Origin of the sequence: Rhizobium sp. NLR8a, from assembly GCF_019685235.1 — a bacterium.
Classification (GTDB): domain Bacteria; phylum Pseudomonadota; class Alphaproteobacteria; order Rhizobiales; family Rhizobiaceae; genus Rhizobium.
In genome coordinates this window covers 1-26,775 of sequence record NZ_JABDWI010000006.1, presented here as the reverse complement: position 1 = coordinate 26,775, position 26,775 = coordinate 1, and the positions used below count along the sequence as shown (strand labels likewise).

Here is a 26,775-nt window from a genome sequence, read left to right as displayed (position 1 = left end):
TCTGCGTCTATTGGAATCGGCGTTTTCGATGGTCATGATACCGGTAGATGATGGAGGTGCGAATTGCGATTTTGGCCGCGCAATATGCCAATTGAATGACTTAAGGGACAGGAAATCAATGAAAGACCTGTCGGCGGCGATTCACGTTCGACCGTCGCTCCTTTGCGCCGCAAGCGCATGGCAGGCAGATGCATGAAGGCTTGAAATTCCCGGCCAACAGTGCGAGCAGACGCTGAAGGCCAGAGAAACGGCAGGCAGGCAATGATTATTTCATTCGACATCGGCGGCTCCGCCATCAAGGGCGGCATCGCCCGCTCCGAGACAGACATCGTGCCCCTCGGCCGCCGTCCGACGCCGAAGGAGGATTTTGCCGCTTTCGTCGAGACCCTGTGCAGCATTATCGCCGAGACCGGCGAACAGCCGAGCCGCATTGCCCTGTCGATCGCTGGCGTCGTCGATCCCGATACCCAGCGCCTGACCTGCGCCAACATTCCCTGCATCCACGACCGCACGCTCGCAGCCGACCTAGAAGCCGAACTCGCCCTGCCTGTTTTGATCGCCAATGACGCCGACTGTTTCGCCATGGCTGAAGCCGGTCTCGGAGCCGGCCGCGGCCACCGTATCGTCTTCGGCGCCATTCTCGGCACCGGTGTCGGTGGCGGCCTGGTCGCCGATGGGCGCCTCGTCAACGAGGCCGGAGGTTTTGCCGGCGAATGGGGTCATGGACCGATCATCGCATCGGCGGCCGGCAATCCTCCCGTCGCCATTCCCGCCTATGCCTGCGGCTGCGGCCAGAAGGGCTGTGTCGACACCGTTGGCGGCGCGCGCGGCCTGGAGCGCCTGCACAAGACGCTGCATGATCTCGACCTTGCGAGCGAAGAAATCATCGATCAGTGGCGGCGCGGCGAGGAGAAGGCAACCCGCACCATCGACGTCTATGTCGATCTCGTCGCCTCGCCGCTCGCCCTGACGATCAACATCACCGGCGCGACCATCGTGCCGGTCGGCGGCGGGCTTTCCAATGTCGAGCCGCTGCTGGCCAAGCTCGACCGGGCGGTGCGCACCCGCACCCTGCGCAAGTTCGACCGTCCGCTGGTGGTGCCGAGCGAATGCCGCATCGAGCCAGGCCTGATCGGCGCAGCGCTGCTGGGACTGAAAGCCGATGCCGCTGCATCCTAAAGCACCGGCCACATCCGTACGATCGCTGCGAACCGGTCCCAGTCCTTGCGTTCCAGGGGCGTCCAGGCGGCTTCGGCGACGGCCGAAAGGCGCGGGAAGACCAGCCGGTTGAAATAGGCGCCAGAGAGGAAGTTTTCAGTCCAGATGCAGGCTTGGACGCCGCGCATCTTCTCGCGTAGCGTATCCGGCAACTCGCCCTCGGCCTCGTAAGCATAGCTATGTTCCGGTGGCGCATGGCCCGCCCAGCTCGCACCGGGCTCGGACCAGGCTTCCGCCTGCGCCATGTCGAGATAATAGGCTTGGCCCGGCGTCATCACCACATCGTAGCCTTGCTGCGCCAGCTCGATGCCGACAGCGTGCTTTTCCCAGGCCATCAGCAAAGTACCGTCGCGATCGACGCCGCCGCCATGTGAGACTTCGTTCCAGCCAGCGAGCTTCCTGCCGCGCTCCGACAACATGGCCTTAATCCGTTTCAGGAAATAGGATTGCAGCTCCGCGGTGCCGGCAATTTTCTCCCGTTCCATCAGCGCCTTGCAAAGCGGCGAGGAAAGCCAGGCGCCGCTTGCGACCTCGTCGCCGCCGATATGAATATATTCGCCGGGAAACAGCGTGACCATCTCGTCGAACACCTTGCCGAGAAATTCATAGGTGAATTCGATCGCCGGGTTGAGGGCATTGTTGGAATAACCCTGCACGGCGCGGTAGCTGTCCGGCGCCTCCTGCCCGTCGACGAGGCCGGGCAATGACAACAGCGTCGCGGTGCTATGGCCGGGAACATCGATTTCCGGCACCACCTCGACATGCAGAGAGGCGGCATGCGCGACGATCCGCCTGACATCCTCCTGCGAGTAATGGCCGTAGCGCGGTTTCGCCCCGTCACCAAGCTGCGGCACGAGCACCTCGTCCGGGCCATGCCGCGCGCCGATCTCCGTAAGCTGGGGATAGGCCTTGATCTCCAGCCGCCAGGCTTCGTCGTCGGTCAGGTGCCAATGGAAGACGTTGAGCTTGTTCCAGGCGAGGATATCGATTAGCCGCATGACGTCAGCCACCGGATAGAACTGTCTGGCCACATCGAGATGGCAGCCGCGCCAGTCATAACGCGGCTGGTCGGCGATCGTGCCGAAATTCGGAAATCTGAAGCTCTCCCGATCGGCACGCGCGCCGTGCATGAGTTGCGCCAGACTGATCAGGCCACTGTGTCGACCCGTCGCATCCGCGCTGGAGAGCACGACCTCATGCGTGGTAAATCGTATTTCATAGGCGAACGCAGCGATCGATGATTCGGTAACGAAACGAATAGCGCGCCCGCCCTTTACGCCGCAGAGCGAGAACGGCACGTTTTTGGCCGGATAGAGCCGCTGGTAAAGCGAAAGAACCAGGGACAACGCCTTGACCGCGTCGGGTCGCGTGCTCTCGGCCGGATAAAGGACGACCGGCAGTTCCCCCGCCTTCAGCGCGAGCGCCAGCGGCCAGGGCAGCAGCGAATACGGTTCCTCCACCCGGCCCGGCGGCAGAAGCGGCGGCGCAATGCCGCCATCCCGGCCTTCGAGAAGGAGATCGCCGAAACCGACAGGAACATGGCGCCCGTCGCCAAGTGTCAGATAGGCCGATTTGACCCCTGATGTCACATGTTTCGGTTCTCGGGTCAGCCCCTCGACGGTGAACCGCCAGTGGCCGCCCGGCGGCACGCTCAGTTCCTCGGGCGGGCGGAATTCATGGAAATGCGCGAGCTGTCGCTCCAGGCTGCCGCCATCGCAGACATATTTGTCGGCAACCCGCGTCTCCGACGTATAGGCGAGCGAGAAGCCGGAGAGAGGCTCGGCTGAAAGATTGAAGAGAGTGAAGATCAAGCGCCCGAAACTGCCTTCGACCGGGTGCCAGCTTGTTTCCAGACGATAATCGGCCATGGTCGCGCCTCCCCTGTCAATGGACGGCCGGGATTACGGCTCGCGCCCCGGCATGCTTTCAAAAGCTTAACTTTTTCGAGACGGCAATGGAATCGGCGCGAGTCGAGACGAAGCGGGCAGTGATGAGAACCGTGAGAGTGTGACCTGCAAGGAAAACGGCGCGGCTTTCGCCGCGCCGTCCTCACTCGGCTGCCAACGCCGGCGGATGTCTGTCATCCGCCTCTTCCTGGATGGCGTCGGCATCCCGGCCTGGCTCGTCCTTTGCCTTCGGCTCGCGGCCGAAGAAAAGAGCGTAACCGGCCGGCAGAACCAGAATGGTGAGCACTGTCGCGACCAGGATGCCGCCCATCATGGCGAAGGCGAGCGGACCCCAGAAGACGCCGCGCGAGATCGGGATCAGCGCCAGCACAGCCGTCAGCGCCGTCAGCATGATCGGCCGGAAACGACGCACGGCAGCCCCGACGATCGCCTCCTGCCGGTGCATGCCGGCCTTGATATCCTGGTCGATCTGGTCGACCAGGATGATCGAGTTGCGCATGATGATGCCGAGCAGCGCAATGACGCCCAGGATCGCCACGAAGCCGAAGGGCGCGCCGCTGATCAGCAGGGCGGCCGCAGCCCCGATGATGCCGAGCGGACCGGTGGCAAGCACCAGCATCGCCTTGCCGAAATGCTGCAGCTGCACCATCAGCAGCACGATGATGACGGCAAGCATGATCGGCGCCTTTGCGGCGATCGACATCTGGCTTTCCGCCGCATCCTCGGCGCCGCCCTGGATCTCGACGTTGTAACCGGCCGGCAGGCTGTCGCGCAGGTCCTTCATGTCGGCATACATCTTCATGACGACGTCGTTCGGCTGCACGCCATCCGGCAGCGTCGCGCGCACCGTGATCGTCGGCAGCCGGTCGCGCCGCCATTCGATGCCCTGCTCCATGACGGGCACGACCTTGGCGACCTGCGAGACTGGCACGAAGCCGCCGAAATCGGTCGGGACATAGACGGAATTCACCGCCGACAGCAGCGAGCGGCTGGCGTCCGGCTCGCGGGCGACGATCGAGACCGTCTCCTCGCCGTCACGGAAATCATCGAGCGGCGCCCCGGACATGGCGGTCTGCAGCATCTGGCGCACACGCTGCGAGGTCACGCCCAGCGCCCGGGCGCGATCCTGGTCGATCACCAGCTTCATCGCCGGCACCGGTTCCAGCCAGTCGTCGTGAATGGCGCCGAGCGTCGGATTGGCTTCGAAACGCGCCTTCACCTGATCGGCGATCGCTCGCACTTCCTGACGATCAGGCCCCATGATGCGCATCTGCACCGGCCAGCCGGTGGGCGGGCCGAGGAAGAGGCGGTCGACCTTGCCGCGGATCGATGGGAAGTCTTCGGCAAGAATGGTGCGCAGCTTGACGATCAAGCGTTCGCGCGCCGGCTCGTCCTTCGCCATGACCAGCAGCTGGGCGAAATTCGGATTGCGCAACTGCTGATCGAGCGGCAGGAAGAAGCGCGGTGCGCCTTCGCCGATATAGGTGGCGATGAACCGCTTGTCGGGATCATCCATCATCTTCGCTTCGAGCGCCTTTGCCTGCACCTCGACTTCTTTGATGCTGGTGCCCTCGGGCAGCCACAGATCGACGAGAATCTCAGGCCGCGACGACTGCGGGAAGAAATTCTGCGGAATGAACTGGAATGCCCAGAGGCTGGTGACGAAGGTGCCGAGCGTCAACAGCAGCACGATCACCCGATGACGAACCGCCCAGCCGACCGTGCCGCGCAGTCGGCGGTAGAAGCTCGTGTCGAAAGCATCGCGGTGCTCGCCGGCGTGATGGCGCTGCTTGAGGATCATGTAGCCGAGCCATGGCGTGAAATAGACCGCGACGAACCACGAGGTGACGAGCGCGATGCCGACGACATAAAACAGCGAACGCACATATTCGCCGGCCGTCGATGCGGCGAAACCGACGGGAATGAAGCCGGCCGTCGTGATCAACGTACCGGTCAGCATCGGGAAGGCCGTCGAGGAATAGGCAAAGCTTGCCGCCTCGATTTTGACCAGCCCCTCCTCCAGCTTTCGCTCCATCATTTCGACGACAATCATCGCATCGTCGACGAGCAGGCCGAGCGCGATGATCAGCGCGCCGAGCGAGATGCGCTGCAGGTCGATGCCGAGTTCGTACATCAGTGCGAAAGTGGCGGCGAGCACCAGCGGAATGGCGATGGCGATGACGAGGCCCGAGCGCCAGCCGATCGACAGGAACGAGACGACGAGCACGATGACAAGCGCTTCGCCGAGCGCATGCATGAATTCGCTGACCGCGTCCGTCACGACGTCGGGCTGGTTGGCGATCTGGTCGACCGCGACGCCGTAAGGCAGAGCTTCCTCGAAGCGCTGATAGGTCGCTTCCACGCCCTTGCCGACATCGGTGACGTTGAAGCCCTTGGCCATGACGACGCCGACCTGAACGCTGTCATGGCCATTGAACCGGTATTTGCGCTGGTAGGGATCCTCGAGCCCGGAACTGACGGTGGCGATATCGCCGAGGCGGGTCACCTGGCCGCCAGCGCGAAGGCGCAGCTCGCGGATATCGGCCACCTTCTTCATGTCGCCTTCGACCGAAATGCGCACCGAGCGCAGACCGGTATCGACCGAGCCTGCCGGATCGACATTGTTCTGGCCCTTGATGGCGTTCTGCAGGTCGAGGACCGTCAGGCCGCGCTCGGCAAGCGCCTTGGACGAAACGTCGATATAGATCTTCTCAGGCTGGTCGCCGATGATGACGGCCTTCTCGACGCCCGGTGTCGTCAGCAGCATGTCGCGCGCCTGGATCGCGAATTTCTTCAGTTCCGGATAGGAATAACCCTCGCCGCTGATCGAATGCAGCGTGATGAAGGTATCGCCGAACTCGTCGTTGAAATAGGGACCGAGCAGGCCCTGCGGCAGTTCGCTGGAAATGTCGCCGACCTTCTTGCGCGCCTGGTAGAAGGCATCCGCCACCTCCTGTGAATTGGTGTCGCCCTTGACCTGCAGGGTGATGATCGCACTGCCCGCCCGCGTATAGGACTTGACCCAGTCGATATGCGGCGTCTCCTGCAGCTTGCGTTCGATCTTGTTGACGACCTGATCTTCCATTTCCTGAATGGAAGCGCCCGGCCAGATTGCCTGCACGACCATGACGCGGAAAGTGAATTCCGGATCTTCGCGCTGGCCCATGCGCATCAGGCCGAGCACGCCGGTGATGATGATCAGCCCGAAGAGGAAGCGGGCGATGCTTGGATGCCCGATCGCCCAGCGCGACAGATTGAAGGGCCGCTTTTCGGTGTTGGCGTCCATGGTCATGTTTCCTTTGGAGCATGATGCCGAAAAGTGTCAGCGGTTTTCGGGAACATCATGCTCAAATTGCTTTAATTGCGCGATCAACGCACGGTCTGGTCGGTATCGGCCGAGGCCGATTGCTGCTCCGGCACCTTCACCTTCAGGTTCTCACTCATGAACTGGGTGCCGGCGGCAACGACGAGATCGCCGCTATCGAGGCCCTCGGTCACATGCACGCCATCGCCGGTGAAATCGGCGACCTTGATATCGCGGCCATGTACCGTCGCCGTGTCGCGGTCGACCGTCCAGACCATTTGCTTGCCGTGCTTCTCGGCCAGCGCGGTAAGCGGGATCGAGACATAGCTGTTATCGTTGTTGACGTCGGTTTCGATCGTCGCGGTCATGCCGAGCAACACGCGAGGATCGTTCGGCAGGCTCACGCGAACGGCAAAGGTGCGCGACTGCTGGTCGGCGCTGCCGGAAACCTCCCGCACCTTGCCGTCGAGCACCAGCTTGTCATCCGCCCAGAAACGGGCCTTGACCGTCTTGCCGGGCTTGAATTCGGCAATGTCGTTTTCCGGAACCGCGATCTGCACTTCCTTCTCGCCTTCGACGGCAACGGTGACGACGGGGCTGCCGGAGCCGACGACCTGGCCGATATCGGCATTGATCGATGTCACGATGCCATTCTGCCCCGCCTTGAGATCGGTATAGCTCACCTGATTCTTCGCCTGGCCCAGCGCCGCGAGCGCTGCATCGCGCTGCGAGATCGCCTGATCATGGCTGAGCGCGGCCTGCTCGAGCTGCGACTTCGGGGCGACGCTCTTGTCGAACAGCTGCTCGGCGCGCTTGTTGGCGAGATCGGCGGTTTCGACGCCCCTTTCGGCCGCGGCGAGATTGGCCTCTGCCGTCTTGACCGCGAGCTGGTAGTCCGTGGCGTCGACGCGGGCGAGAACGTCGCCGGGCGTCACCCGGTCACCAATATCGACGAGACGCTCCGTGATCTTGCCCGCCACCCGGAAGCCGAGGTTCATTTCCGTCCGCGCCTTGACCGACCCCGAATAATCGAGCTTGCGGGTATCGTCGGCCTTGGCGATCTCCACGACCTTCACCGGCCGGATGACTTCCTTGACCTCAGCTTTTTCTTCCGAGCAGGCGGAAACGCCGATCCCGACGGCGCCGACGAGCGCGAGGCTCGCGACGGACGGCATGCGATTGCTGAGGATCTTGAGCGAAAACATCTTCCGCACTCCTGGAATGTTTCGGGGGATCGACGGCGGCTGCCGTCGGTTATTTCTTGAGCGCCCTGATGACGTAGTCGATCAGTTCGTCGACGCTTGCGCGGTTGGTTTTCGCAAGACATTGCGCCACCATCTGCGGATGACAGAGATTGATCGTCGCCGCGCCGAAACACCGTGAGGCGACGACCGGGTCCTGCTCGGCGAACTCGCCGGCTGCGATGCCTTCGGCGATGATCTCGGCGATGAGATCATGGACGCGATCGATATGTTTCTCGATGACATGCCAGTCGCGCTCGATCGCGACCACGATCATCTCATGCACCTTCATCTCGTCGAGCATCGTATCCATAGTCCATTGATACTGGGTCTCGACATAAAGGCGCAGGCGTTCGCTGGCGCTGAGCGGCTGGTGGCGGATGTCGTAGGCGAGCTGATAGCAGGTGGCGAGCATGCGTCCGCAGAGCGCCTGATGGATCTCCACCTTCGAAGCGAAGAAACGATAAATATTGGCCGGCGACATGCCGAGATCGCGAGCGATGTCGGCCACCGTCGTCTTGCTGTAGCCGTAGTGGCGGAACAGCCGCTCGGCCGCGTCGAGAATGCGCGTGACATTCTCCTGCCGCGTGACGTCGAGCGTATTTTCCGCGATGTCGTTCATGAGTTTTGGTACCTCGAGTTACGACTGACGATTTTCGAATTTCGTCAGTCGTAAAATATCATGCGTCATTTGTCAATGCCGCCTGCGTGGCGCGAGCGGCTGAGCGTGATGAATTTCGAAACGATGTGACGATGAGCGTCGGCCACAATTGGAAAGTGCCGCGACGTCAGACGCGCGGCACTTCCTCGGCGGCAGCAAATAATCAGGCGAGCTTGACGTCGAGCGTGATCGGAACGGCGGCGAGCGCCTTGGAAATCGGGCAGCCGGCTTTCGCCTTGTTGGCGAGTTCGGTGAAGGTCGCCTCGTCGGCACCGGGAATGCGGCCGGAAAGTGAGAGATGGATGGCAGTGACGGCGAAGCCACCCTCGACGCTTTCGAGCGTCACCTTGGCCGAGGTTTCCATATGCTCGGCGGTGAAACCGGCTTCGCCGAGGATGAGCGACAGCGCCATGGTGAAGCAGCCGGCATGGGCAGCACCAATCAGCTCTTCCGGGTTGGTGCCGGGAATGCCTTCGAAGCGGCTGGCAAAGCCGTAGGGATAGTCTGTCAGGGCGCCGCTCTGGGTCGAGATCAGGCCCTTGCCGTCCTTGAGGCCGCCGCTCCAATGAGCCGAAGCCGTGCGATTGATCTGCATGCCGTCCTCCTGTTTCGATGGTTTTGAGGAAGCGGCAGGGCGCCGCTCCATGCCTGAGGGAGATGGATAGGCTCCCGCCGGACAATATAACGCTCTATCCTGAGAAGACGACAGGCTCGTAAAAATCGGCGGAATAGAAAGCCTTTCAGGCGGGATGCTGCTGCACGCTGAGACCGCCGTCGATCGTCAGGCAGGTGGCGTTCATGAACGGGCATTCGTCGGAGATCATGAACACTGCCGCCATAGCGATCTCTTCCGGAGTTGCGATCCGCCCGGCCGGATGCAGCTCCATTGTCTCGGCCTTGGCGGCCTCCGGATCGGGGAAGCTGTTCCAGTAGTCGATCACCTTCTGCGTCGAGACATAGCCCGGCGCCAGCGCGTTGACCCGGATATTGCGGGGCGCGTACTCCAGGCCCAGGGATTTCGTCATGCCGAGCAGCGCATGTTTCGCCAGCGGATAGGGAAACGTGTGCGGAATGATCGTGAAGGCGTGCGTGGAGGCGATGTTGAGGATGACGCCGCCGCCGCGCTCGATAAACCCGGGCAGCACCGCCTTGCAGCAATTCCAGGCTCCCTTCAGATTGATATCGAAGCAGCGGCTCCACTCCTCGTCGGTCGTGTGGAGCGGTTCGGCAAAGACATTGACGCCGGCATTGTTGACGAGCCCATTCAATGGGCCGATCTCGTCGTTCGCCTGAGCAACCGCTCTCGTGATCGTTCCGGCATCGGTAATATCGGCCGGCAGATAACCAACCTGGCCGCCTGTGCTTGCAAGCACTCCCGCTACCTGCGCCAGCAGCGCTCCATCGCGATCGACGAGATAAACCGCAGCATTTTCCCTGAGGAAAGCCTTGGCGATCGCAAGGCCGATGCCCTGCGCAGCGCCGGTGATCAGAATATTTTTGCCCTGCAGGCGATCGCCCATCTATCTTCCCTCCGGCTGACCCGGCAGCGCCGACAGATCGATCGTGACCCTGCCTGAAAGAACCTCGCCTGGCTCAAGAGGCTTGAGCCCTCCGAAATCCGGCAGATGATGCCCATTCGGCAGGTGACTCATCGGTTCCAGGCAGAAGAAATCTGTCCGGTCGAGCCGCAGGTACAGCATGAAGCGATTGAGTGCACCATCGGCTTCCAGCGCCGCCTGGATTCCAAGTTCCGGCCAGGTGATGGCTGCCCGTCCGTTCCATCCCTCGAAAGCGTTGTTCATCCATTGCCGCGGCAACGGCGCACCGGACGTGAAATTGAATTCAGCGGGTACCGGGCCGGGTGCATCAGGGAGATGGTCCGACCGTTCGCTCCAGAAGCGGTCGGCTGCGATGGTCAACCGTGTTTCCGGCGTCCGTGTGAAGAAGGGATGCTGCCCCAGCCCGAAGGGCAGGACCGCCTCTCCCCTGTTCTCCACCGAGAGCGTCAGCGCCAGCCGATTGCCGCTGAGACGGATCTCTTGCCGACTAAGATAGGCATAGGGCGAGACCCGGTCGGCATCACGCGAAAAGCAGAGCTGCGCGTGCTTGGAACTCGATTCTTCCACCTGCCATGGGCTGATCCAGCCATCGCCATGCAGGTAGAGCGGGTCGTGGCAATTTCGCTGGAAGGCATAGTCGCATCCGCCGAAGGACATGGCATTGCCTTCCACGCGATTGCCGAACGGGACCAGAGGAAAACTCGCAAAGGTCCCATCCGGGCCACCTGTCGAAACGAGGAAAGGCTTGCCCCGGAATGTTGCGGCAGTGACGGCCGCGCCCTGGCGGCTGATCCTCACGGAGAGATCGCCGTGGCTCAGATCGATGCTGTCCCCGCCATGCCCTTTGCTCATCCGCGCCGCCCCGTTGCCGAAGACCTGAGATTGTCGAGCAGCACGGCGATCAGCAGGATCAGCCCGCGCACGACATACTGATAGAATGCCTGAATATTCAGGAGGTTCATAACGTTTTCGGCAATGCCCATGATCAGCACCCCGACGATAACACCGCTCATTGTCGCCCGGCCGCCGGCGAGCGAAACGCCGCCGAGGACGCAGGCCGAGATCACCGAGAGCTCGAGCCCCGTCGCCGCGTTCGGCTGGCCGGAAGTGATGCGCGAAGCAAGCAGAATGCCGGCAATTCCGCAGACGAGACCCTGCAGTGCAAAGATCCAGACGCGCATGGTGACGACATTGACGCCGGCAAGCCGCGACGCCTCGGGATTGCCGCCGATCGCCAGCGTGTTCTTTCCGAAAACGGTGCGGTTGAGCACGAAGCCGAAGAGGAGGAAAAGGATCAGCATGATCCAGATCGGCATCGGCACGGTCAGGAATCGCGATAGCGCAAGCTGGTAGAAAGCCGGATCGTTGATGCCGACGGCGCGGCCGTCCGAGGCGATCAGCGCCAGCCCGCGCACGATCTGCATGGTCGCAAGCGTCGTGATCAGCGCATTGATGCGGAACCGGGCGATGACGATGCCGTTGACGAAACCGACGACGGCGCCGCAGAGCAGGGCGGCCAAGAGCCCTACGGGAATGGAGCCCGTCGCGTTCGAGACCATTACTGCGGCCATGCCGGAGAAAGCGACGATCGATCCCACCGAAAGATCGAAATCGCGGGAGGCCAGGCAGAACATCATCGTGCAGGCGACGATGCCGATCGTGACGACCGATTGCAGCAGCCCCAGCATATTTCGCTCGGTCAGGAAATTCGGAACGAAGAGCGAGACGATCACGAAGGCGGCGGCGAAGATCACCACCAGTCCCTGTTCGCCGAGAAGGATTTTTTTCAACGAAGTCATCGTCCGTGTTCCCAGTCTTAAATGATGCCTGCGGCGTTCTTGTCGGGGAGTGCCGCCGTCAGGATGCTGCGCTCGTCGAAATCCGGGCGGGCAACATTGGCCGCCACCCTGCCCTGACACATCACCATGATGCGATCGGAGATGCCCATGACCTCGGGCAGCTCGCTTGAGATCACGACGATCGCCATGCCGCCGGCCGCCAGCTCATAAAGGATTTCATAGATTTCCGACTTCGCCCCGACATCGATGCCGCGCGTCGGTTCGTCGATCACGAGAACCTTGATACCCTGCTCGGAGAGCCAGCGGCCAAGGATGACTTTCTGCTGGTTGCCACCGGACAAGTTGATGATGTCCTGCTTGCGCGACGGCGTGCGCACCCGCAGCCGGGCGATGAACTGATCGGCCAGCGCCGCCTCCTTCTTCGGGTTCAATATGCCGAAGGGCGAGAAATGCCGGCGCGACGAGATCGCGATATTCTCTTCGATCGATCGGCCCTGGACGATGCCGTCGAACTTGCGGTCCTCCGGGCAGAGCACCATGCCGGCCCGGATCGCCGTCGTCGGATCGTTCGGCGAAACGGCAATACCGTCGATCGTTACCTCGCCCCGATGCCTGTGGTCGGCGCCGTAAAGCAGCCGCGCCATCTCGCTGCGGCCGGCGCCGACCAGCCCGAAGAAGCCGAGAATCTCACCCTGGCGGACCGAAAAACTGATTGGATTGCGCAGCCTCGGTCCCGACAGGCCCTTGACCTCAAGCCTGACGCCGCCGAGCGGGCGCTCACGCCATCCCCAGACATTGCTGATCTTGCGCCCGACCATTTCGGCAATGATCTGCTCGCGCGTCGTCTTCGCGATCTGGGCATGATGGGCGGCAAGCCTGCCGTCGCGCAGCACGGTCAGGCTGTCGCAAAGCCGAAAAATCTCGTCGAGGCGATGCGAAACATAGAGAATGACCGTTCCCTTCGCCTTCAACCTGTCGATGAGTGAAAACAGGACTTCGCTTTCACGCGAGGAAAGCGATGAGGTGGGCTCGTCGAGCGCGATGACCCGCGCCTCGAACATGACCGCCTTGGCAATCTCGACCATCTGCCGCGCGCCGATCGAAAGCGAAGCGACCTTGGCCGACGGATCGACATCGATGCCGATCTCTTCGAGTTTCGACCGCACCGTCTCGATCAAGGTTTTGGCATCAATCACTCCGCCCTTGCCGGGAAAGCGGCCAAGCCAGAGATTTTCGGCCACCGTCAGCTCCGGAACGAGCTGCAGTTCCTGATGGATGACGATGACGCCGGCATGGAGGGCGTCGCGCACCGAGACATATTTCTGTTCTGCGCCATCGATGAGAATGCTGCCGGCATCGGCGGCCTGATCGCCCGACAGCACACGAATCAGCGTCGATTTGCCCGCGCCGTTCTCACCCATTAGGCCGTGGACGGCGCCCTTCTCGACTGAGAAAGAAACGTCCGACAGCGCCTGTACGCCGGGATAGCCCTTTGAGATATGTTTGAATTCGAGAAAAGCCATCATCACCCCACCGGAGGTTCCGGCGGCACGCTCAAGCGGCCGCCGGAGATGCATTATCGCGGGCGATGATTACTCGATGCCGAGTTCCTTGCGGACCTTCTCATAATCGCCGCGCAACGCCAGCGAACCTGCCGTCAAGGTCAGCTTTTCCGGCTCCTTGCCGTTGGCGATCCAGTCGTACATGTTGAGCGCCGTCTCGTAGCCGTGACGCTTCGGCGAGATGATGACCGTGCCGAAGAAGCCCGTCGCTGCCGGCTTCTTGAACTCGTTGATCGCCGATTCCGCGCCGCCGATGCCGACACCGATCACGTTGGTCGCCGGAATACCGACCGATTCCGAAGCGCGGACGGCGCCGAGAACGGCTTCGTCGTTGAGGCCGAAGGCCACCCAGTATTTCACGTCGGCATGCTTGTTGAGGACGGTGGTCGCCGCGTTGAGTGCTGCCTCGGTATCCGTCTTCGCCTGCGGCGCATCATAGATGTTCTCAGCCGGGAACCCGGCGGACTTCAGGACCGAGATCGCACCTTCGACGCGGTCGACGGCGGTCGGCAGCTGATCGTAGGAAACCCGGATCGCGCCGACATTCTTCATGTCCCAGCCGCGCTTCTTGATTTCGTCGACGATGGCCTGTCCGACGGTCTCGCCGATCTTGGTGGCGGAAATGCCCATATGCGGCACGTCTTCCAGCGGCTTGCCGTCGGCACTGACGAGGCGGTCGTCGACCGTCATCAGCTTCAGCTGATTGGCTTCGGCCTTGGCGACGATGCCGGGGCCGAGTTTGACGTCGGGCGTGCAGATGATGAAGCCTTGCGCACCCTGCACGCCGAGATTGTCGATCGCCGACTGAACCTTCTCGCCGTCTTCGGCGCCGATCTTGACGACCGTGAAGCCTTTATCCTTGGCGGCCTGATCGGCGAATTTCCATTCGTCCTGGAACCAGGGCTCCTCCGGCTGCTTGACGATGAAACCGATCTTGACGTCTGCGGAAAATGCCGAGCCGGTGCTCAGAATGGCGAACGTGCCAGCCAGAATAGCTGCTTTGAACAAGCGCATGTCTCTCTCCCTAAACTCTGAAATCGAGCAGCTGCCTCCCAGGCAGCGCCCAATGAATTATGTTAAATCATCATACCAGTCAATTGCTAATGTATGATGATTAGAATAATAGGTAGTGGCGAGAACGGATGGACCCGTCGCAAACTGGATCGAATTCGGTTAATCAGGTTCGGTTGCTGCCCGGGAGAGAGCGCGGAGAGGTGAAGTTGGAATCGACTGAGGAACAAGGCCGAACGGAAAGCTCCGGCAGCGAACGCCGGCCGCGCGTACGCCGCAACGTGACGGCGGCCATCGCTCAGGACATCTGCGCCGACCGCTATCCCTCGGGCTCGCCGCTGCCGCGCGAGAACGACCTCTGCGAACTCTACGGCGTTAGCCGCACCGTCATTCGCGAATCGCTGAAAGTGTTGGAATCCAAGGGGCTTGTCCGTGGCAAGCCGCGGGTCGGAACGACCGTTTGCGATCGGGATGAATGGAACATCCTGGATGCCGAGGTGCTCGACTGGATGGGGCCTTACATCAAGGACTTCGACCTGCTGGGATGCATTCTCGAAGCCCGCCGCACCATCGAACCGGCGGCCGCCGAATATGCCGCCGAACGCGCCAGCGCCCAGGAGATCGCCGATCTCGACAGGGCCTGGCGGCAGATGCGCGACAGCGCAGGCGATCCGGAACGCTTCACCGACGCCGACGTGATGTTTCATACGGTGCTGCTGACCGCCAGCCACAACCAGGTGTTCCGCCGCCTGTCAAGCGCCATCCATGCTGCGCTGAAATATGCGCTGCATGCCTCCAACATCGCCGTCGAAAACCGGGAGGATGCGGTGCTCGTTCACGGCGAACTCGTCGAGGCCTTGCGCATGCGCGACAAAACAGGTGCGAGGGAATGCGCCAATCGTATGCTCGACCTTGCGGTACGCGACCTTGCCGCCGCAGAGAAGGCAATCGGCAGGGCAAAATGATCAATCACGAAAAGCCGTGGACGCGCTGCCCCATCGCAAATCCGAGAAGAGATTAAGAACCACGATGAAGATCACCAAACTCACCACCTATATCGTTCCGCCGCGATGGCTGTTTCTGAAGGTCGAGACCGACGAAGGCATCGTCGGCTGGGGTGAACCGGTCGTCGAGGGGCGTGCGCTGACCGTCGAGGCCGCCGTCCACGAACTGGAAGACTACCTGATCGGCAAGGATCCTTTCTTGATCGAGGACCATTGGACGGTGATGTATCGCGGTGGTTTCTATCGCGGCGGCGCGGCCCATATGAGCGCCATCTCGGGCATCGACCAGGCGCTCTGGGACATCAAGGGCAAGGCGCTCGGCCAGCCGATCCATTCCCTGCTCGGCGGCCAGCTGCGCGACCGCATCAAAGTCTATTCCTGGATCGGCGGCGACCGCCCCGCCGATGTCGCCAACAATGCCAGAGACGTCGTCGCCCGCGGCTTCAAGGCGATCAAGCTCAACGGCTGCGAGGAAATGCAGATCGTCGACACCAACGAGAAGGTGGAAAGGGCGGTCGAGACCATCGCCGCCATCCGCGAGGCGATCGGCCCGCATATCGGTATCGGCGTCGATTTCCACGGCCGCGTCCACAAGCCGATGGCCAAGGTTCTCGCCAAGGAGCTCGAACCCTACAAGCTGATGTTCATCGAGGAACCGGTGCTTTCGGAAAACAAGGAAGCGCTGCGCGACATCGTCAACCATACCTCGACACCGATCGCGCTTGGTGAGCGGCTCTATTCGCGCTGGGATTTCAAGCAGGTGCTTTCGGACGGCTATGTCGACATTATCCAGCCGGATCTTTCCCACGCCGGCGGCATCACCGAATGCCGCAAGATCGCGGCGATGGCCGAAGCCTATGACGTCGCCCTGGCCCCGCATTGCCCGCTCGGCCCGATCGCGCTCGCTGCCTGCCTTCAGGTCGATGCCGTCAGCTATAATGCCTTCATCCAGGAACAGAGCCTCGGCATCCATTACAACACCGGCAACGATATCCTCGACTACATCTCCAACAAGGAGGTGTTCGAATATGCCGATGGTTTCGTTTCGATCCCGCAGGGGCCGGGCCTCGGCATCGAGGTCGACGAGGCCTATGTCAGCGAGCGCGCCAAGGAGGGACATCGCTGGCGCAACCCAATCTGGCGGCACGCCGACGGCAGCTTTGCCGAGTGGTGAGAGAATGAAGGGTCGCGCAAGCGGCCCTTTTTCATTCGCAGTGTAGGATATCGGCCACCTCCTGCGTCATAATGGCAGCTCAAAAGGAGGTTTCCCATGGCCAGAGCAATCGTAATCATCATCGCCCGCTTCATCTTCAGCCTCATCTTCTTCATGGCCGCCGGCTTCAAGTTTGCCGATATCGGCGCCACGGCGAGCTACATTGCCGCCGCCGGTTTCCCGATGGCGACCTTCCTCACCTGGGTCGCGGCCCTTTTCGAGATCGCGTTGGCCCTTGCCTTCATATCGGGCGCTTTCTTCACCGAGGCGAGCCTACTGGCAGGCATCTACGTGATCTTCCTTGCCTTCGCCTTCCACGGACCGGCCCACTGGCAACAGAACCAGGCCGAGTTCGGCTTCTTCGTCGATCACTTCACCTTCCTCGCCGGCCTGCTCTTTGCCGCCGTCCACGGGCCGGAGAGATGGGCCTTGCGGCAAACGTTCCTCCGTTAGGCTTTTCCCTCCGGAACGAACTGCCGCGCCAAACATTGGCCTATCTGCAGAACGTCACGGAGGGTCGCCCATGGAGCTGAAGGACAAGGTCGCGCTGGTCACTGGTGCCGGTTCCGGCATCGGCAAAGCGGCCGCATTGAAACTCGCCGCCGAAGGTGCAAAGGTCGCAGTCCTGAGCCGGACGGCAGACGAGGTCGAGAAGACCTGCGCCGAGATCAAGGCCGCCGGCGGCCAGTCGATCTCGCTGACCGCCGACACCAGCGACGAAGGCCAAATGCGAGCTGCGGTGCAGAAACTCATAGAGACCTTCAACGGCCTCGACATCGTTGTCGCCAATGCCGGGATCAATGGCGTCTGGGCGCCGATCGACGATCTGAGTCCGGATGAATGGGACAAGACGATCGCCGTCAATCTGCGCGGCACCTATCTGACCCTGCACTTGACGGTTCCGCATCTGAAGCGCCGCGGCGGTTCGATCGTCGTCGTCGCATCGATCAACGGCACCCGCACCTTCACTACGCCGGGTGCCACCGCCTATACCGCAACCAAGGCAGGCCAGGTCGCCATGGTCCAGCAGCTCGCCCTGGAACTCGGCCGCCACGGCATCCGCGTCAATGCCGTCTGCCCGGGCGAGATTGAGACCAATATCAACGCCAATACCGACAGCCGTCATCGCGAGGAGACGGAGGTTCCGGTGATCTGGCCACAGGGCGACATCCCGATTGCCGGCGGGAAGGCAGGCAAGAGCGAGGATGTTGCCGAAACGATCCTCTTCCTTGCCTCCGATCGGGCCCGGCACATCACCGGCACACCGATCTGGATCGACGGCGGCCAGGGCCTGTTGCGGTAGTCCTCGGAGGTTTCGCGAAAAAGTCAGCCGTTCAGCCGGGCGCTGTCGAGTGTATAGAGTTCCTGGGCACGCTGCACCCCGCGCAACGCATAACGTCCGACGCATGCCAGCGCGGCGCGCTCTTCCGCCGGTATGGCCGCGGCGAAATCGGAGGAGATCAGCAGGTTAAGGTCGACCGAACGGCACATGGAGGCGATCCGGCTGACCTCGTTGACGGCGGGGCCGATGACGGTGAAGTCCAGCCGGTCCTGGCTGCCGATATTGCCGTAGAAGACATCGCCAATATGAAGGCCGATATAGACGTCAGTCGTCGCGCGGCCGTCGGTAGCGCGCGCGGCATTCAGCTTGGCGAGCTTTTCCCGGAGCAGCGATTCGGCGCGAAGCGCCGAACGGCAGGTTTCGGCTGGCACCTCGCCCTTGAAGATGGCCAGCACACCATCGCCGATCAGCTTCAGCACATTGCCGCCGGCCTCATGGATCGCCGAGATGGCGACCTCGCTGTAATCGTTGAGCAGCGGAATGATTTCCTCCGGCGGCACACGGTCGGAAATCTTGGTGTAGTTCAACAGATCCGAAAACCACAGCGCCGCCGAGATCCGCTCCGATTTGCCGCGGCTGATCTTGCCTTCCATCACCTGGCGCGCCGCATCCTCGCCGAGATAGACTTCCGCGATGGTCCGCGCGATGCGCCCCAGCGCAATGCACTTGATCGCCAGTCCGAGGACCGGCACGAGCTTGCGCAGAATGGCGAGATCGTGATCCGAGAAACCCTCGGGATGCTTGGTTGCGAAATGCGAAAAGAAGCAATCCATCTCACCGATCGTGCCGGCTTCGCTGAAACGATGCATCATTGCTACGAAATCGGTGTTGCCGGCTTCGGCAATCTTGTCGAGCATGGTGAAATCGATCGGATCGCCGAAGCCGATGCGTCGGCGGACCTCCCGCTCGTTTCCCGACCAAAGATAATAGAAGGCAGAGCGCTGCCAGGTCGCAGCCGCTTCGCCTGAGCCCGTCGGGCCATACTCGAATTCGGTTTCGATCTCTTCCACACTGTCCCAGCGGAAGGCCCGGCCCTCATGCACGGGGTGCAGCGTGTCCATCAGCGCCATGCCGCGGTCGAGCGGCAGGCCGGCATCGCGGCAGGCCGCGCAGAAGCCGGTCATGAGCTCCGCTTCTGAGGCGCCCTTCAGCCCCTGTTCCGTAACCCAGGCTGCGATACTGCTGACGTCGCTGTAATCCATGGCGCTCACCTCTACCTGTTCTGAAGCTTTAGCCCAAATGCGTAATGGACGAAAAGCCGATTGGCTCAATCGCCTGCGGGCAAGTTGTAGGGCGTAACGATTTCGATGGACGAAAGCGAGGTCGAAATCGTCCGAACGGAGGCCGCGGTCCGGCTCATGATCGCCCTGAAGGCCGCACGCGCATCGGTTCGGAGATCGTGATGCAGCACGAAGCCGACGCGGCGCGCGGCAAGCAGGGCGCGATTGTCCGCATCCAGATCGTGAGCGACGAAAATGCGGACGGGACGTTCGGCTGCATCGAAGGCCGTCAGCACCGCCCGATTGCCGCCGCCGATCGAATAAACGGCATTGATGGCAGGATCGGTCGCAAGCGCTGCCGCCACAAGCGTTCCCGTCACGGCATCGGTGCCGTGTCCCTCGCTGATTTCTGTGATGCCGATCCCGGGATAACGGGTGCGAATGATGCGGCGAAAACCGATCTCGCGCTCTTCCTCGCCGCGGAACCGTCCGCTCGACAGCGTCACAAGTACCTGACCGCCGTCAGAGCCGAGGAACTCGCCGATGAGATAGGCCGCCGTCTCCCCCGCCGTCCGGTTGTCGGCGCCGGCATAGGCTATGCGCGCCGAATTCGGCAGATCCGTCACGAGCGTGACCACGGGAATGCCGGCCGAATCCGCCCGTGCGACGGCAGCCACCACCTCGGCGACGTCAGGCGCCTTCAGCACGATGCCGTGCGTGCCGCGCAGCCGGATGCGGTCAAGAAGCTGCACAAGTTCGGCCGGTCTCATCACCTCAGCGAAATGGAAGCGGCAGCGGAAGACACCGGGCAGAAAGGCCGCCATCTCTGCCTCGAAGGCCGCACGCACTGCATCGCTAAACCGCTGGGGCGTCTCCATGACGATATCGATCGCTAGCGTTCGCCCGCTGACCATCGTTCCCGTCTGCTGCTTCTCCAGCTCCGAGATCGCTGCCCTCACCCGCATTTCCGTCTGCCGGCGCACACCTGGCCTGCCGTTCAGCACCCGATCGACTGTCGCGGTGCTGAGCCCCGCCTGAAAGGCGATGTCTTTGACAAGAAAGAGATGCGCCATCGGCTCCGTCTGATGGTTTTTTGATGGATTGCTGATCTATATCAGCTTGCGGCCCGGCGTATAGTGCCTCCATCGGAACCAGGGAGGAGCCGCTATTGAAAACCGATGACCTGCAGAAACTGCGCGCCGACCGCGTCTGGCTCAGCGAAGACGCCTGCAATCTCCACGACTTTCGACGGCTTGCGGAAAAACCGACCGTCCTTGCCGAATATCCAACAGCTTCGGCGGTCGAAAAAAACATCCTGATCTATGACAGCCGCAAGGTGGCGGCAGCGGCCGATACGCCGGAAGGCCGGCGCGCCGTGCTGGCGGAAATCTGCGACGCCTTCGGCGAAGGGCCGGGTGTGGTCGTGTTCAAGCGCGCTTACGAATACACCGGCATCATCGACCGTGCAAGCGCTCTCTTCGACGCAATCATCGAGGAACAGCACCGCACCTCGACTGGAGGCGGCGATCACTTCGCCAAGCCCGGCGCCAACGACCGCATCTGGAATTCGCTGGAAAAACACTGCCTCGCCGATCCGGATAATTTCACCGAATATTACGGCAATGCCATCATCGCGCTCGCAAGCGAAGCCTGGCTCGGCCCGAGCTATCAGATGACAGCGCAGGTCAATCGCGTCAATCCAGGCGGCGCGGCGCAGTCGGCCCACCGCGACTACCATCTCGGTTTCCAGTCGTCTGCGGTCATCGAGCAATTTCCGGCGCATGTTCATCGTCTCTCGCCGGTTCTGACGCTGCAAGGCGCGGTTGCCCATTGCGACATGCCGCTCGAAAGCGGTCCGACACTCTTCCTGCCGCACAGCCAGACCTATGTACCGGGTTTTCTGGCGCTGAAGCGCCAGGAATTCCGGGATTATTTCAAGGCCAACCACGTCCAACTGCCGCTCGAAAAGGGCGACGTCGTCTTCTTCAACCCCGCCCTCTTCCACGCCGCCGGTACCAACCGCTCGGCCGACATCAAGCGTGTCGCCAACCTCCTGCAGATCTCCTCCGCCTTCGGCCGTGCCATGGAAACGGTCAACCGCGAGAGAATGAGCGCCAGACTCTTTCCCGCCCTGAAGGCGTTGCAAGACCGGCTCTCGCCCAAAGAAATCGCCAACGCCGTCGCCGCCTGCGCCGAGGGTTATTCCTTCCCCACCAATCTCGATCGCGACCCGCCGCTCGGCGGGCTGGCGCCGAAGACGCAGGCACAGCTGATGCACGAGGCACTCAGGGAAGGCTGGAGCGACGAAGTTTTTGCGACAGCACTTGCCGAACAGGCGCGAAGGAAATTGAGTTGACTTTGGAAATCGACCCCCCTCATCCGCCCTACGGGCACCTTCTCTCGAGGGGAGAAGGGAGAATCGAGGCGCCGCCACCTGTCTCTTCTCCCCACCGAGCAGAAGGTGCCGGCAGGCTGCTGAGAGGGCCACACGGCACCGACATGCGAGCCTCCCGCACGCGCGGGAGGCCATTCGCACATGAAAAGGGAGGAACCACATGAGCACGGATCACGGCCGCTTCGACGGCAAGATCGCCATCGTCACCGGTGGTACGCAGGGCCTGGGCGCAACCATCGCCCGTCTCTTCGCCGAACGCGGCGCGGCAGGCATCGTCATCTGCGGCCGCAATGAAGCCAAGGGCAAGGCGAAGGCCGCGGAGATTTCGGCTGCGACCGCCGCCAGAGCCGTCTACGTCAAAGCTGATCTCGGCAAGGTCGAGGACGTCCGAAATGTGGTGCAGGTCTGCGACCAGACCTTTGGTCGTGTCGACGCCCTGGTCAATGCCGCCGCCATCACCGATCGCGGCACCATTCTCGACACCAGCCCCGAACTGTTCGATGCCATGTTCGCCGTCAATGTACGGGCGCCGTTTTTCTTGATGCAGGAGGCGGTAAAGGTCATGCGCCGCGAAAAGATAGAAGGCACGATCGTCAATATCGGCTCGATGTCGGCTAAAGCCGGCCAGCCCTTTATCGCCGCCTATTGCGCCTCGAAGGGCGCGCTGGAAACGCTGACGAAGAACACCGCCTATGCGCTGCTGCGCAACCGCATTCGCGTCAACGGCCTCAACATCGGCTGGATGGCCTCCGAAGGCGAGGACCGCATCCAGCGCGAATATCACGATGCACCTTCCGACTGGCTGGAGAAGGCGGCGGCGAACCAGCCCTTCGGCCGGCTCGTCGATCCGCACGAGGTGGCGCGCGCCTGCGCCTACCTGTCATCGGCGGAATCCGGCCTGATGACCGGCTCCGTCATCTGTTTCGACCAATCGATCTGGGGTGCCTACGACGGCTCGCCGCATCCGGTCGCCGCCCTCTGAGAAGACCCAAGCCTGACATTTCCCATTGCCGGGCTCTGGCACCTCGCAGGATTTATCGCTACCAGAAGGACGACCGCATTCAGGGAGGAACTGGCGTGGCCGACAATTCGCTTTACGACATTCGCGATGAGCGCTTCGCTGCCATGGTCATCGGCAGCGCCGCGCTCGAGGAGCTTTATTCCGGCTGCCGCTGGACGGAGGGCCCGGTCTGGTTCTCCGACCTGAACTGCCTGCTCTGGAGCGATATCCCGAACGAACGCATGATGCGCTGGACGCCGGATGGCACGGTCTCCGTCTTCCGCTCGCCTTCCAATTACGTCAACGGCAATACCCGTGACCGGCAGGGCCGGCTCATCTCCTGCGAACATGGCGGCCGCCGAGTCACCCGCACGGAAATGGACGGGAGCATCACCGTCCTCGCCGACAGCTACAAAGGCAGGAGATTGAACTCGCCGAACGACGTCGTCGTCCACTCAGACGGCGGGATCTGGTTCACCGATCCGACCTACGGCATTCTCTCGGACTATGAGGGTCATAAGGCTGAACCTGAGCAGCCGACCCGCAACGTCTACCGCATCGACCCCGCAAGCGGCGCGACAGAGGCGGTCGTGGAGGATTTCATCCAGCCGAACGGCCTTGCCTTCTCGCCCGATGAAACGAAACTCTACATTGCCGATTCGGGCTCGGGCAAACATGAAGTGCCATGCCATATCCGGGTCTTCGATGTCGTCGACGGCAGAAAGCTTGCCAACAGCCGCTATTTCTGCAGCCTCGATGCCGGCCATCCCGACGGCTTTCGTTTCGATGTCGGCGGCAATCTCTGGACGAGCGCGGGTGATGGTGTGCATTGCTTCTCACCCGATGGAACGCTGCTCGGTAAGGTCAAAGTGCCGCAGACGGTGTCCAATCTCACCTTTGGCGGCCCTAAGAAGAACCGGCTCTTCATCACCGCGACCCGTTCGGTCTATTCGATCTATACCAAGACGAACGGGGCACAATATCCGTAACTTATGGAAGCACGACGGCGTGCGTGCGACAGGCATGCCTGACGATATCGCCGCTGGCGGCGGGGCGGCGTTGCCGCCGGCGCGTCATCTGCAAGGGGCGGCAGCGGTTCCGGATGACGACCTGTACGAAAAAAGCTAAAGCGCATCACATGAATCAGATTTGATGCGACGCGCTGGAGCGCTCGCGCCTCGATGCATCAAGGAGGACTACCCGATGATCCGATTTTCACGCGCCAAGGGGAGCCGCACGGCTCCTGGTGCCACGACCGGGAGAGCCTGAGATGCGTTCCGTCGTTTCCTTCAACGAGGGCTGGAGTTTCCACGAGGGCTTCGGCCAGCGCCTGCTCGAAAACTTCGATGCGGCCAAGCCGGTCAGCCTGCCCCACACCGCCGTCGAACTACCCTTCAACTATTTCGATGAGAAGGACTATCAGCGCGCCTTCACCTATCAGAAGGTGCTCCGTTGGCTACCGGAATTCGAGGATCGCGAGGTTTCGCTGATCTTTGACGCCGCCATGGCGGACAGTGTCGTCTATCTCAACGGCGAGCAGATTATCGCTCACAAAGACGGCTACACCCCCTTCGAAGCCCGCCTCACCGGCAAGCTGGTGAAGGGCGAAAACCTGGTGACCGTCAAGATCGACGGCAGTGAAAATCCCGCCATCCCGCCTTTCGGCGGTCGCATCGATTATCTGACCTATGCCGGCATCTACCGCGATGTCTGGCTAAAGGTCACCGACCCGGTCTCGATCCGCAACCTCAAGATCGAAACGTCGGACGTTCTCGCCCCTCAGAAATCGGCGACGGTCCGCGTCGACATCGCCAATCCCGAGCGCCGCAGCTTCTCGGCGACCGTCACGGCTACGCTGAAGCAGGCCGACGGCACGGTGATCGCCACTGCAGCGACTGAAACGATCGGCGACCGCACGACGCTTTCCTTCGGCGGTCTCACCGGCATAGCACTCTGGGACATTACCAATCCGACGCTCTATGAGGTCACGGTCGAAGTCAGGACCGAGCACGGCTCCGACCGCCTCTCCACCCGGTTCGGCTTCCGCACCGCCGAATTCACCCCGGAAGGTTTCCTGTTGAACGGCAAGCCGTTGAAACTGCGCGGCCTCAACCGCCACCAGGCCTTCCCCTATGTCGGTTATGCCGCCGGCCGGTCCGCCCAGGAGCGCGACGCCGACATCATGAAGAGAGTGCTGAAGTGCAATATCGTCCGCACCTCGCATTATCCGCAGTCGAAATGGTTTCTCGATCGTTGTGATGCGATCGGCCTGCTGGTCTTCGAGGAAATCCCCGGCTGGCAGCATATCGGCGATGCCGACTGGCAGAAGGAATCGATCGAGAATGTCCGCCGCATGATCGAGCGCGACTGGAACCATCCCTCGATCATCATCTGGGGCGTGCGCATCAACGAGTCGCAGGATAGCCACGACTTCTACGTTGAGACCAACCGCTTGGCCCGTGAACTCGACAGCACCCGCCAGACCGGCGGCGTGCGTTATATCACCGAGAGCGAATTGCTCGAGGACGTCTACACGATGAACGACTTCATCCTCGGCAATGAGGAATTGCCGGGCGCCAACCGTCCGCGCACCGTGCTGCGCAGCCAGCAGGAAAATACCGGGTTATCCCGCAAGGTGCCGTACCTCATCACCGAGTTCAATGGTCACATGCACCCGACGAAGATTTATGATCAGGAACAGCGCCAGGCCGAGCATGTGCGCCGTCATCTCGAGGTGCTGAACGCCGCCTATGGCGATCCGGATATCTCGGGCGCCATTGGCTGGTGCATGTTCGATTACAACACCCACAAGGATTTCGGCTCCGGCGACCGCATCTGCTATCACGGCGTCATGGACATGTTCCGTGAGCCCAAGTTCGCGGCCTATGCCTATATCAGCCAGTGCGACCCTTCCGAGGAAATCGTCATGAAGCCGGTGACCTTCTGGGCGCGCGGCGAGCGCAATATCGGCGGCGTGCTGCCGCTGATCATCCTGACCAATTGCGACGAGGTGGAACTGCAATATGGCGCGCTTTCCAAGCGCATCGGTCCGGATCGCGAGAACTACCCGCACCTGCCGCATCCGCCCGTCGTGCTCGACCACCGGCACTTCACTGCCGATGAGCTCGGCACCTGGGGGCTCGAATGGATCGACGGCACCTTTACCGGTTATATCGGCGGCCAGCCGGTGGCGAGCCTGACGCTGGCTGCCGATCCTTTACCGACGACGCTTGAGATCGTTGCCGACAGCCAGACGCTGAAAGCCCGCGAACGCGACAGCACCCGCGTCATCATCCGCGCCCTCGACCAGTGCGGTCAGCGCCTGCCGTTCATGAACGACTGCATTTCGCTGAAGGTGCATGGCCCGGCAAAGATCGTTGGCCCGACCAATGTGCCGCTGCAGGGCGGCACATCAGGCTTCTGGCTGGAGGCGACCGGGCTGGTGGGAGACATTACCGTCGAGGCTGTCTGCTCACGTTTCGCGCCGGTGACCCTCAGCGTAACAGCCGTCGCCTGACGCATAAGCCGAACTGAAGGTGTTGGAGCGCTCTTGCCACGTCTTATCGGACACGCGGCGCTCCGCCTTACGGAATCCGCGCCTGTGTTTCCGGGTCGAAGAACACAGCCTTGTCGAGATTGAAGGCGAGGCGTGTGTGCTGGCCGGGTGCGATGCCGGCATCGGCGCGCAGTCGGGCGACCACTTCCTTGCCGCCGAGCTTGGTGACGGCGAAGGTGTCGGAGCCGGCGGGTTCGACGACCTCGATCAGGCAGTCGCCTTCGGTGAGCGAGCGGGCATTGCGGTCGGCGCCGTCGGGGTCGGTCAGCGCCTCCGGGCGGATGCCGAAAACCACCTGCCGGCCGGCATAGGAGGAAAGACCGTTTGCGATTGTCGTGACCGGCAGCCTGAGCGGAGCGGCGTTCGGCCGCTCGAGCGAGACGGCGAGCCCACCGGCGCCGTTTTCGACCGAGGCCTGGACCAGGTTCATCGCCGGTGAACCCATGAAGTCGGCGACGAACATGTTGGCGGGATTGTTGTAGATCTCGGCCGGCGTGCCGAACTGCTGGACGATGCCGTCCTTCATCACGGCGATGCGGGTGGCGAGCGTCATTGCCTCGATCTGGTCGTGGGTGACGTAGACGATGGTCTTGCCGGTCGCCTGATGCAGTCGCTTGATCTCGATGCGCATGTCGACGCGCAGCTTGGCGTCGAGGTTGGAGAGCGGTTCGTCGAACAGGAAGAGCTTGGGATCGCGCACCAGCGCCCGGCCCATGGCGACGCGCTGGCGCTGGCCGCCCGACAGCTGGCTCGGCTTGCGGTCGAGCAGATGGCCGATCTGCA

Annotated in this window: 22 protein-coding genes; 9 read left to right on the top strand and 13 right to left on the bottom strand. The window is 62.1% G+C overall.

Translation table 11 applies throughout. The features are described 5' to 3' along the window. The first annotated feature begins 261 nt into the window (after positions 1–261). Positions 262–1,179, top strand: a complete 918-nt coding sequence (locus HJC04_RS12495) for an ROK family protein (protein ID WP_210629746.1) — start codon at positions 262–264, stop codon at positions 1,177–1,179. Here HJC04_RS12495 and HJC04_RS12490 read toward each other — a convergent pair. The 10 genes from HJC04_RS12490 to HJC04_RS12445 all read right to left on the bottom strand — a co-directional run bounded on the left by HJC04_RS12490 (position 1,176) and on the right by HJC04_RS12445 (position 14,265). Beyond that, complete coding sequence (locus tag HJC04_RS12490; RefSeq protein WP_221146344.1) at positions 1,176–3,086, bottom strand: beta-N-acetylhexosaminidase; 1,911 nt, start codon at positions 3,084–3,086, stop codon at positions 1,176–1,178. The two genes, HJC04_RS12495 and HJC04_RS12490, sit on opposite strands and share 4 nt — an antisense overlap. Before the next feature lie 181 nt (positions 3,087–3,267). After that, complete coding sequence (locus HJC04_RS12485) at positions 3,268–6,411, bottom strand: efflux RND transporter permease subunit (RefSeq protein WP_221146343.1); 3,144 nt, start codon at positions 6,409–6,411, stop codon at positions 3,268–3,270. 83 nt (positions 6,412–6,494) lie between these two features. Further along, the gene (locus HJC04_RS12480; RefSeq protein WP_210629743.1) at positions 6,495–7,634 is read right to left on the bottom strand and encodes an efflux RND transporter periplasmic adaptor subunit; all 1,140 of its coding nucleotides are present in this window, start codon (positions 7,632–7,634) and stop codon (positions 6,495–6,497) included. A 49-nt stretch (positions 7,635–7,683) separates the two neighbouring features. Continuing rightward, positions 7,684–8,292 (bottom strand): TetR family transcriptional regulator, encoded by a 609-nt coding sequence (locus HJC04_RS12475; protein WP_085860528.1) that lies wholly within the window; start codon positions 8,290–8,292, stop codon positions 7,684–7,686. Positions 8,293–8,494: 202 nt separating this feature from the next. Then, the gene (locus HJC04_RS12470; RefSeq protein WP_011426902.1) at positions 8,495–8,926 is read right to left on the bottom strand and encodes an OsmC family protein; all 432 of its coding nucleotides are present in this window, start codon (positions 8,924–8,926) and stop codon (positions 8,495–8,497) included. A gap of 145 nt (positions 8,927–9,071) precedes the next feature. Beyond that, a complete protein-coding gene (locus HJC04_RS12465) occupies positions 9,072–9,851 on the bottom strand; it encodes an SDR family oxidoreductase (RefSeq protein WP_210629742.1) in 780 nt (259 codons plus the stop codon). Further along, positions 9,852–10,742 (bottom strand): aldose 1-epimerase, encoded by an 891-nt coding sequence (locus tag HJC04_RS12460; RefSeq protein WP_210629741.1) that lies wholly within the window; start codon positions 10,740–10,742, stop codon positions 9,852–9,854. After that, positions 10,739–11,689: an L-arabinose ABC transporter permease AraH gene (gene araH / locus HJC04_RS12455; protein ID WP_221122960.1), complete on the bottom strand. Its 951-nt coding sequence runs from the start codon at positions 11,687–11,689 to the stop codon at positions 10,739–10,741. The genes HJC04_RS12460 and araH overlap by 4 nt, the downstream gene beginning before the upstream one ends. Before the next feature lie 17 nt (positions 11,690–11,706). Beyond that, on the bottom strand, positions 11,707–13,212 hold the full coding sequence (araG, locus tag HJC04_RS12450) for an L-arabinose ABC transporter ATP-binding protein AraG (protein ID WP_221146342.1): 1,506 nt from the start codon (positions 13,210–13,212) through the stop codon (positions 11,707–11,709). A gap of 69 nt (positions 13,213–13,281) precedes the next feature. Then, entirely contained in the window at positions 13,282–14,265 is a 984-nt protein-coding gene (locus HJC04_RS12445; protein WP_221146339.1) for an arabinose ABC transporter substrate-binding protein, read from the bottom strand. Between the two features lie 206 nt (positions 14,266–14,471). On the opposite strand from HJC04_RS12445, the gene HJC04_RS12440 reads away from it, so the two are divergent. From HJC04_RS12440 to HJC04_RS12425, 4 genes are all read left to right on the top strand, one after another. Then, a complete protein-coding gene (locus HJC04_RS12440) occupies positions 14,472–15,227 on the top strand; it encodes a FadR/GntR family transcriptional regulator (RefSeq protein ID WP_259665203.1) in 756 nt (251 codons plus the stop codon). 64 nt (positions 15,228–15,291) lie between these two features. Next, entirely contained in the window at positions 15,292–16,440 is a 1,149-nt protein-coding gene (dgoD, locus tag HJC04_RS12435; protein ID WP_210629736.1) for a galactonate dehydratase, read from the top strand. A gap of 96 nt (positions 16,441–16,536) precedes the next feature. Further along, a complete protein-coding gene (locus tag HJC04_RS12430) occupies positions 16,537–16,932 on the top strand; it encodes a DoxX family protein (protein WP_210629735.1) in 396 nt (131 codons plus the stop codon). A 70-nt stretch (positions 16,933–17,002) separates the two neighbouring features. Continuing rightward, entirely contained in the window at positions 17,003–17,782 is a 780-nt protein-coding gene (locus HJC04_RS12425; protein ID WP_210629734.1) for an SDR family NAD(P)-dependent oxidoreductase, read from the top strand. A 23-nt stretch (positions 17,783–17,805) separates the two neighbouring features. On the opposite strand, the gene HJC04_RS12420 is transcribed toward HJC04_RS12425, so the two are convergent. Both HJC04_RS12420 and HJC04_RS12415 read right to left on the bottom strand, forming a co-directional pair. After that, a complete protein-coding gene (locus tag HJC04_RS12420) occupies positions 17,806–19,023 on the bottom strand; it encodes an adenylate/guanylate cyclase domain-containing protein (protein WP_221122956.1) in 1,218 nt (405 codons plus the stop codon). A gap of 65 nt (positions 19,024–19,088) precedes the next feature. Then, complete coding sequence (locus tag HJC04_RS12415; protein ID WP_210629732.1) at positions 19,089–20,114, bottom strand: LacI family DNA-binding transcriptional regulator; 1,026 nt, start codon at positions 20,112–20,114, stop codon at positions 19,089–19,091. Between the two features lie 95 nt (positions 20,115–20,209). Here HJC04_RS12415 and HJC04_RS12410 point away from each other — a divergent pair, with 95 nt between their 5' ends. The 4 genes from HJC04_RS12410 (at position 20,210) to HJC04_RS12395 (ending at position 25,953) form a co-directional block, all read left to right on the top strand. Further along, positions 20,210–21,397: a phytanoyl-CoA dioxygenase family protein gene (locus HJC04_RS12410; protein WP_221146338.1), complete on the top strand. Its 1,188-nt coding sequence runs from the start codon at positions 20,210–20,212 to the stop codon at positions 21,395–21,397. A 199-nt stretch (positions 21,398–21,596) separates the two neighbouring features. Then, entirely contained in the window at positions 21,597–22,418 is an 822-nt protein-coding gene (locus HJC04_RS12405) for an SDR family oxidoreductase (protein WP_221146336.1), read from the top strand. A gap of 95 nt (positions 22,419–22,513) precedes the next feature. Then, positions 22,514–23,425 (top strand): SMP-30/gluconolactonase/LRE family protein, encoded by a 912-nt coding sequence (locus HJC04_RS12400; RefSeq protein WP_221146334.1) that lies wholly within the window; start codon positions 22,514–22,516, stop codon positions 23,423–23,425. Positions 23,426–23,706: 281 nt separating this feature from the next. Then, a complete protein-coding gene (locus tag HJC04_RS12395; protein WP_221146332.1) occupies positions 23,707–25,953 on the top strand; it encodes a glycoside hydrolase family 2 TIM barrel-domain containing protein in 2,247 nt (748 codons plus the stop codon). Between the two features lie 67 nt (positions 25,954–26,020). Here HJC04_RS12395 and HJC04_RS12390 read toward each other — a convergent pair. Beyond that, on the bottom strand, positions 26,021–26,775 hold a 755-nt coding region (locus HJC04_RS12390), incomplete at its 5' end, for an ABC transporter ATP-binding protein (protein WP_221146330.1).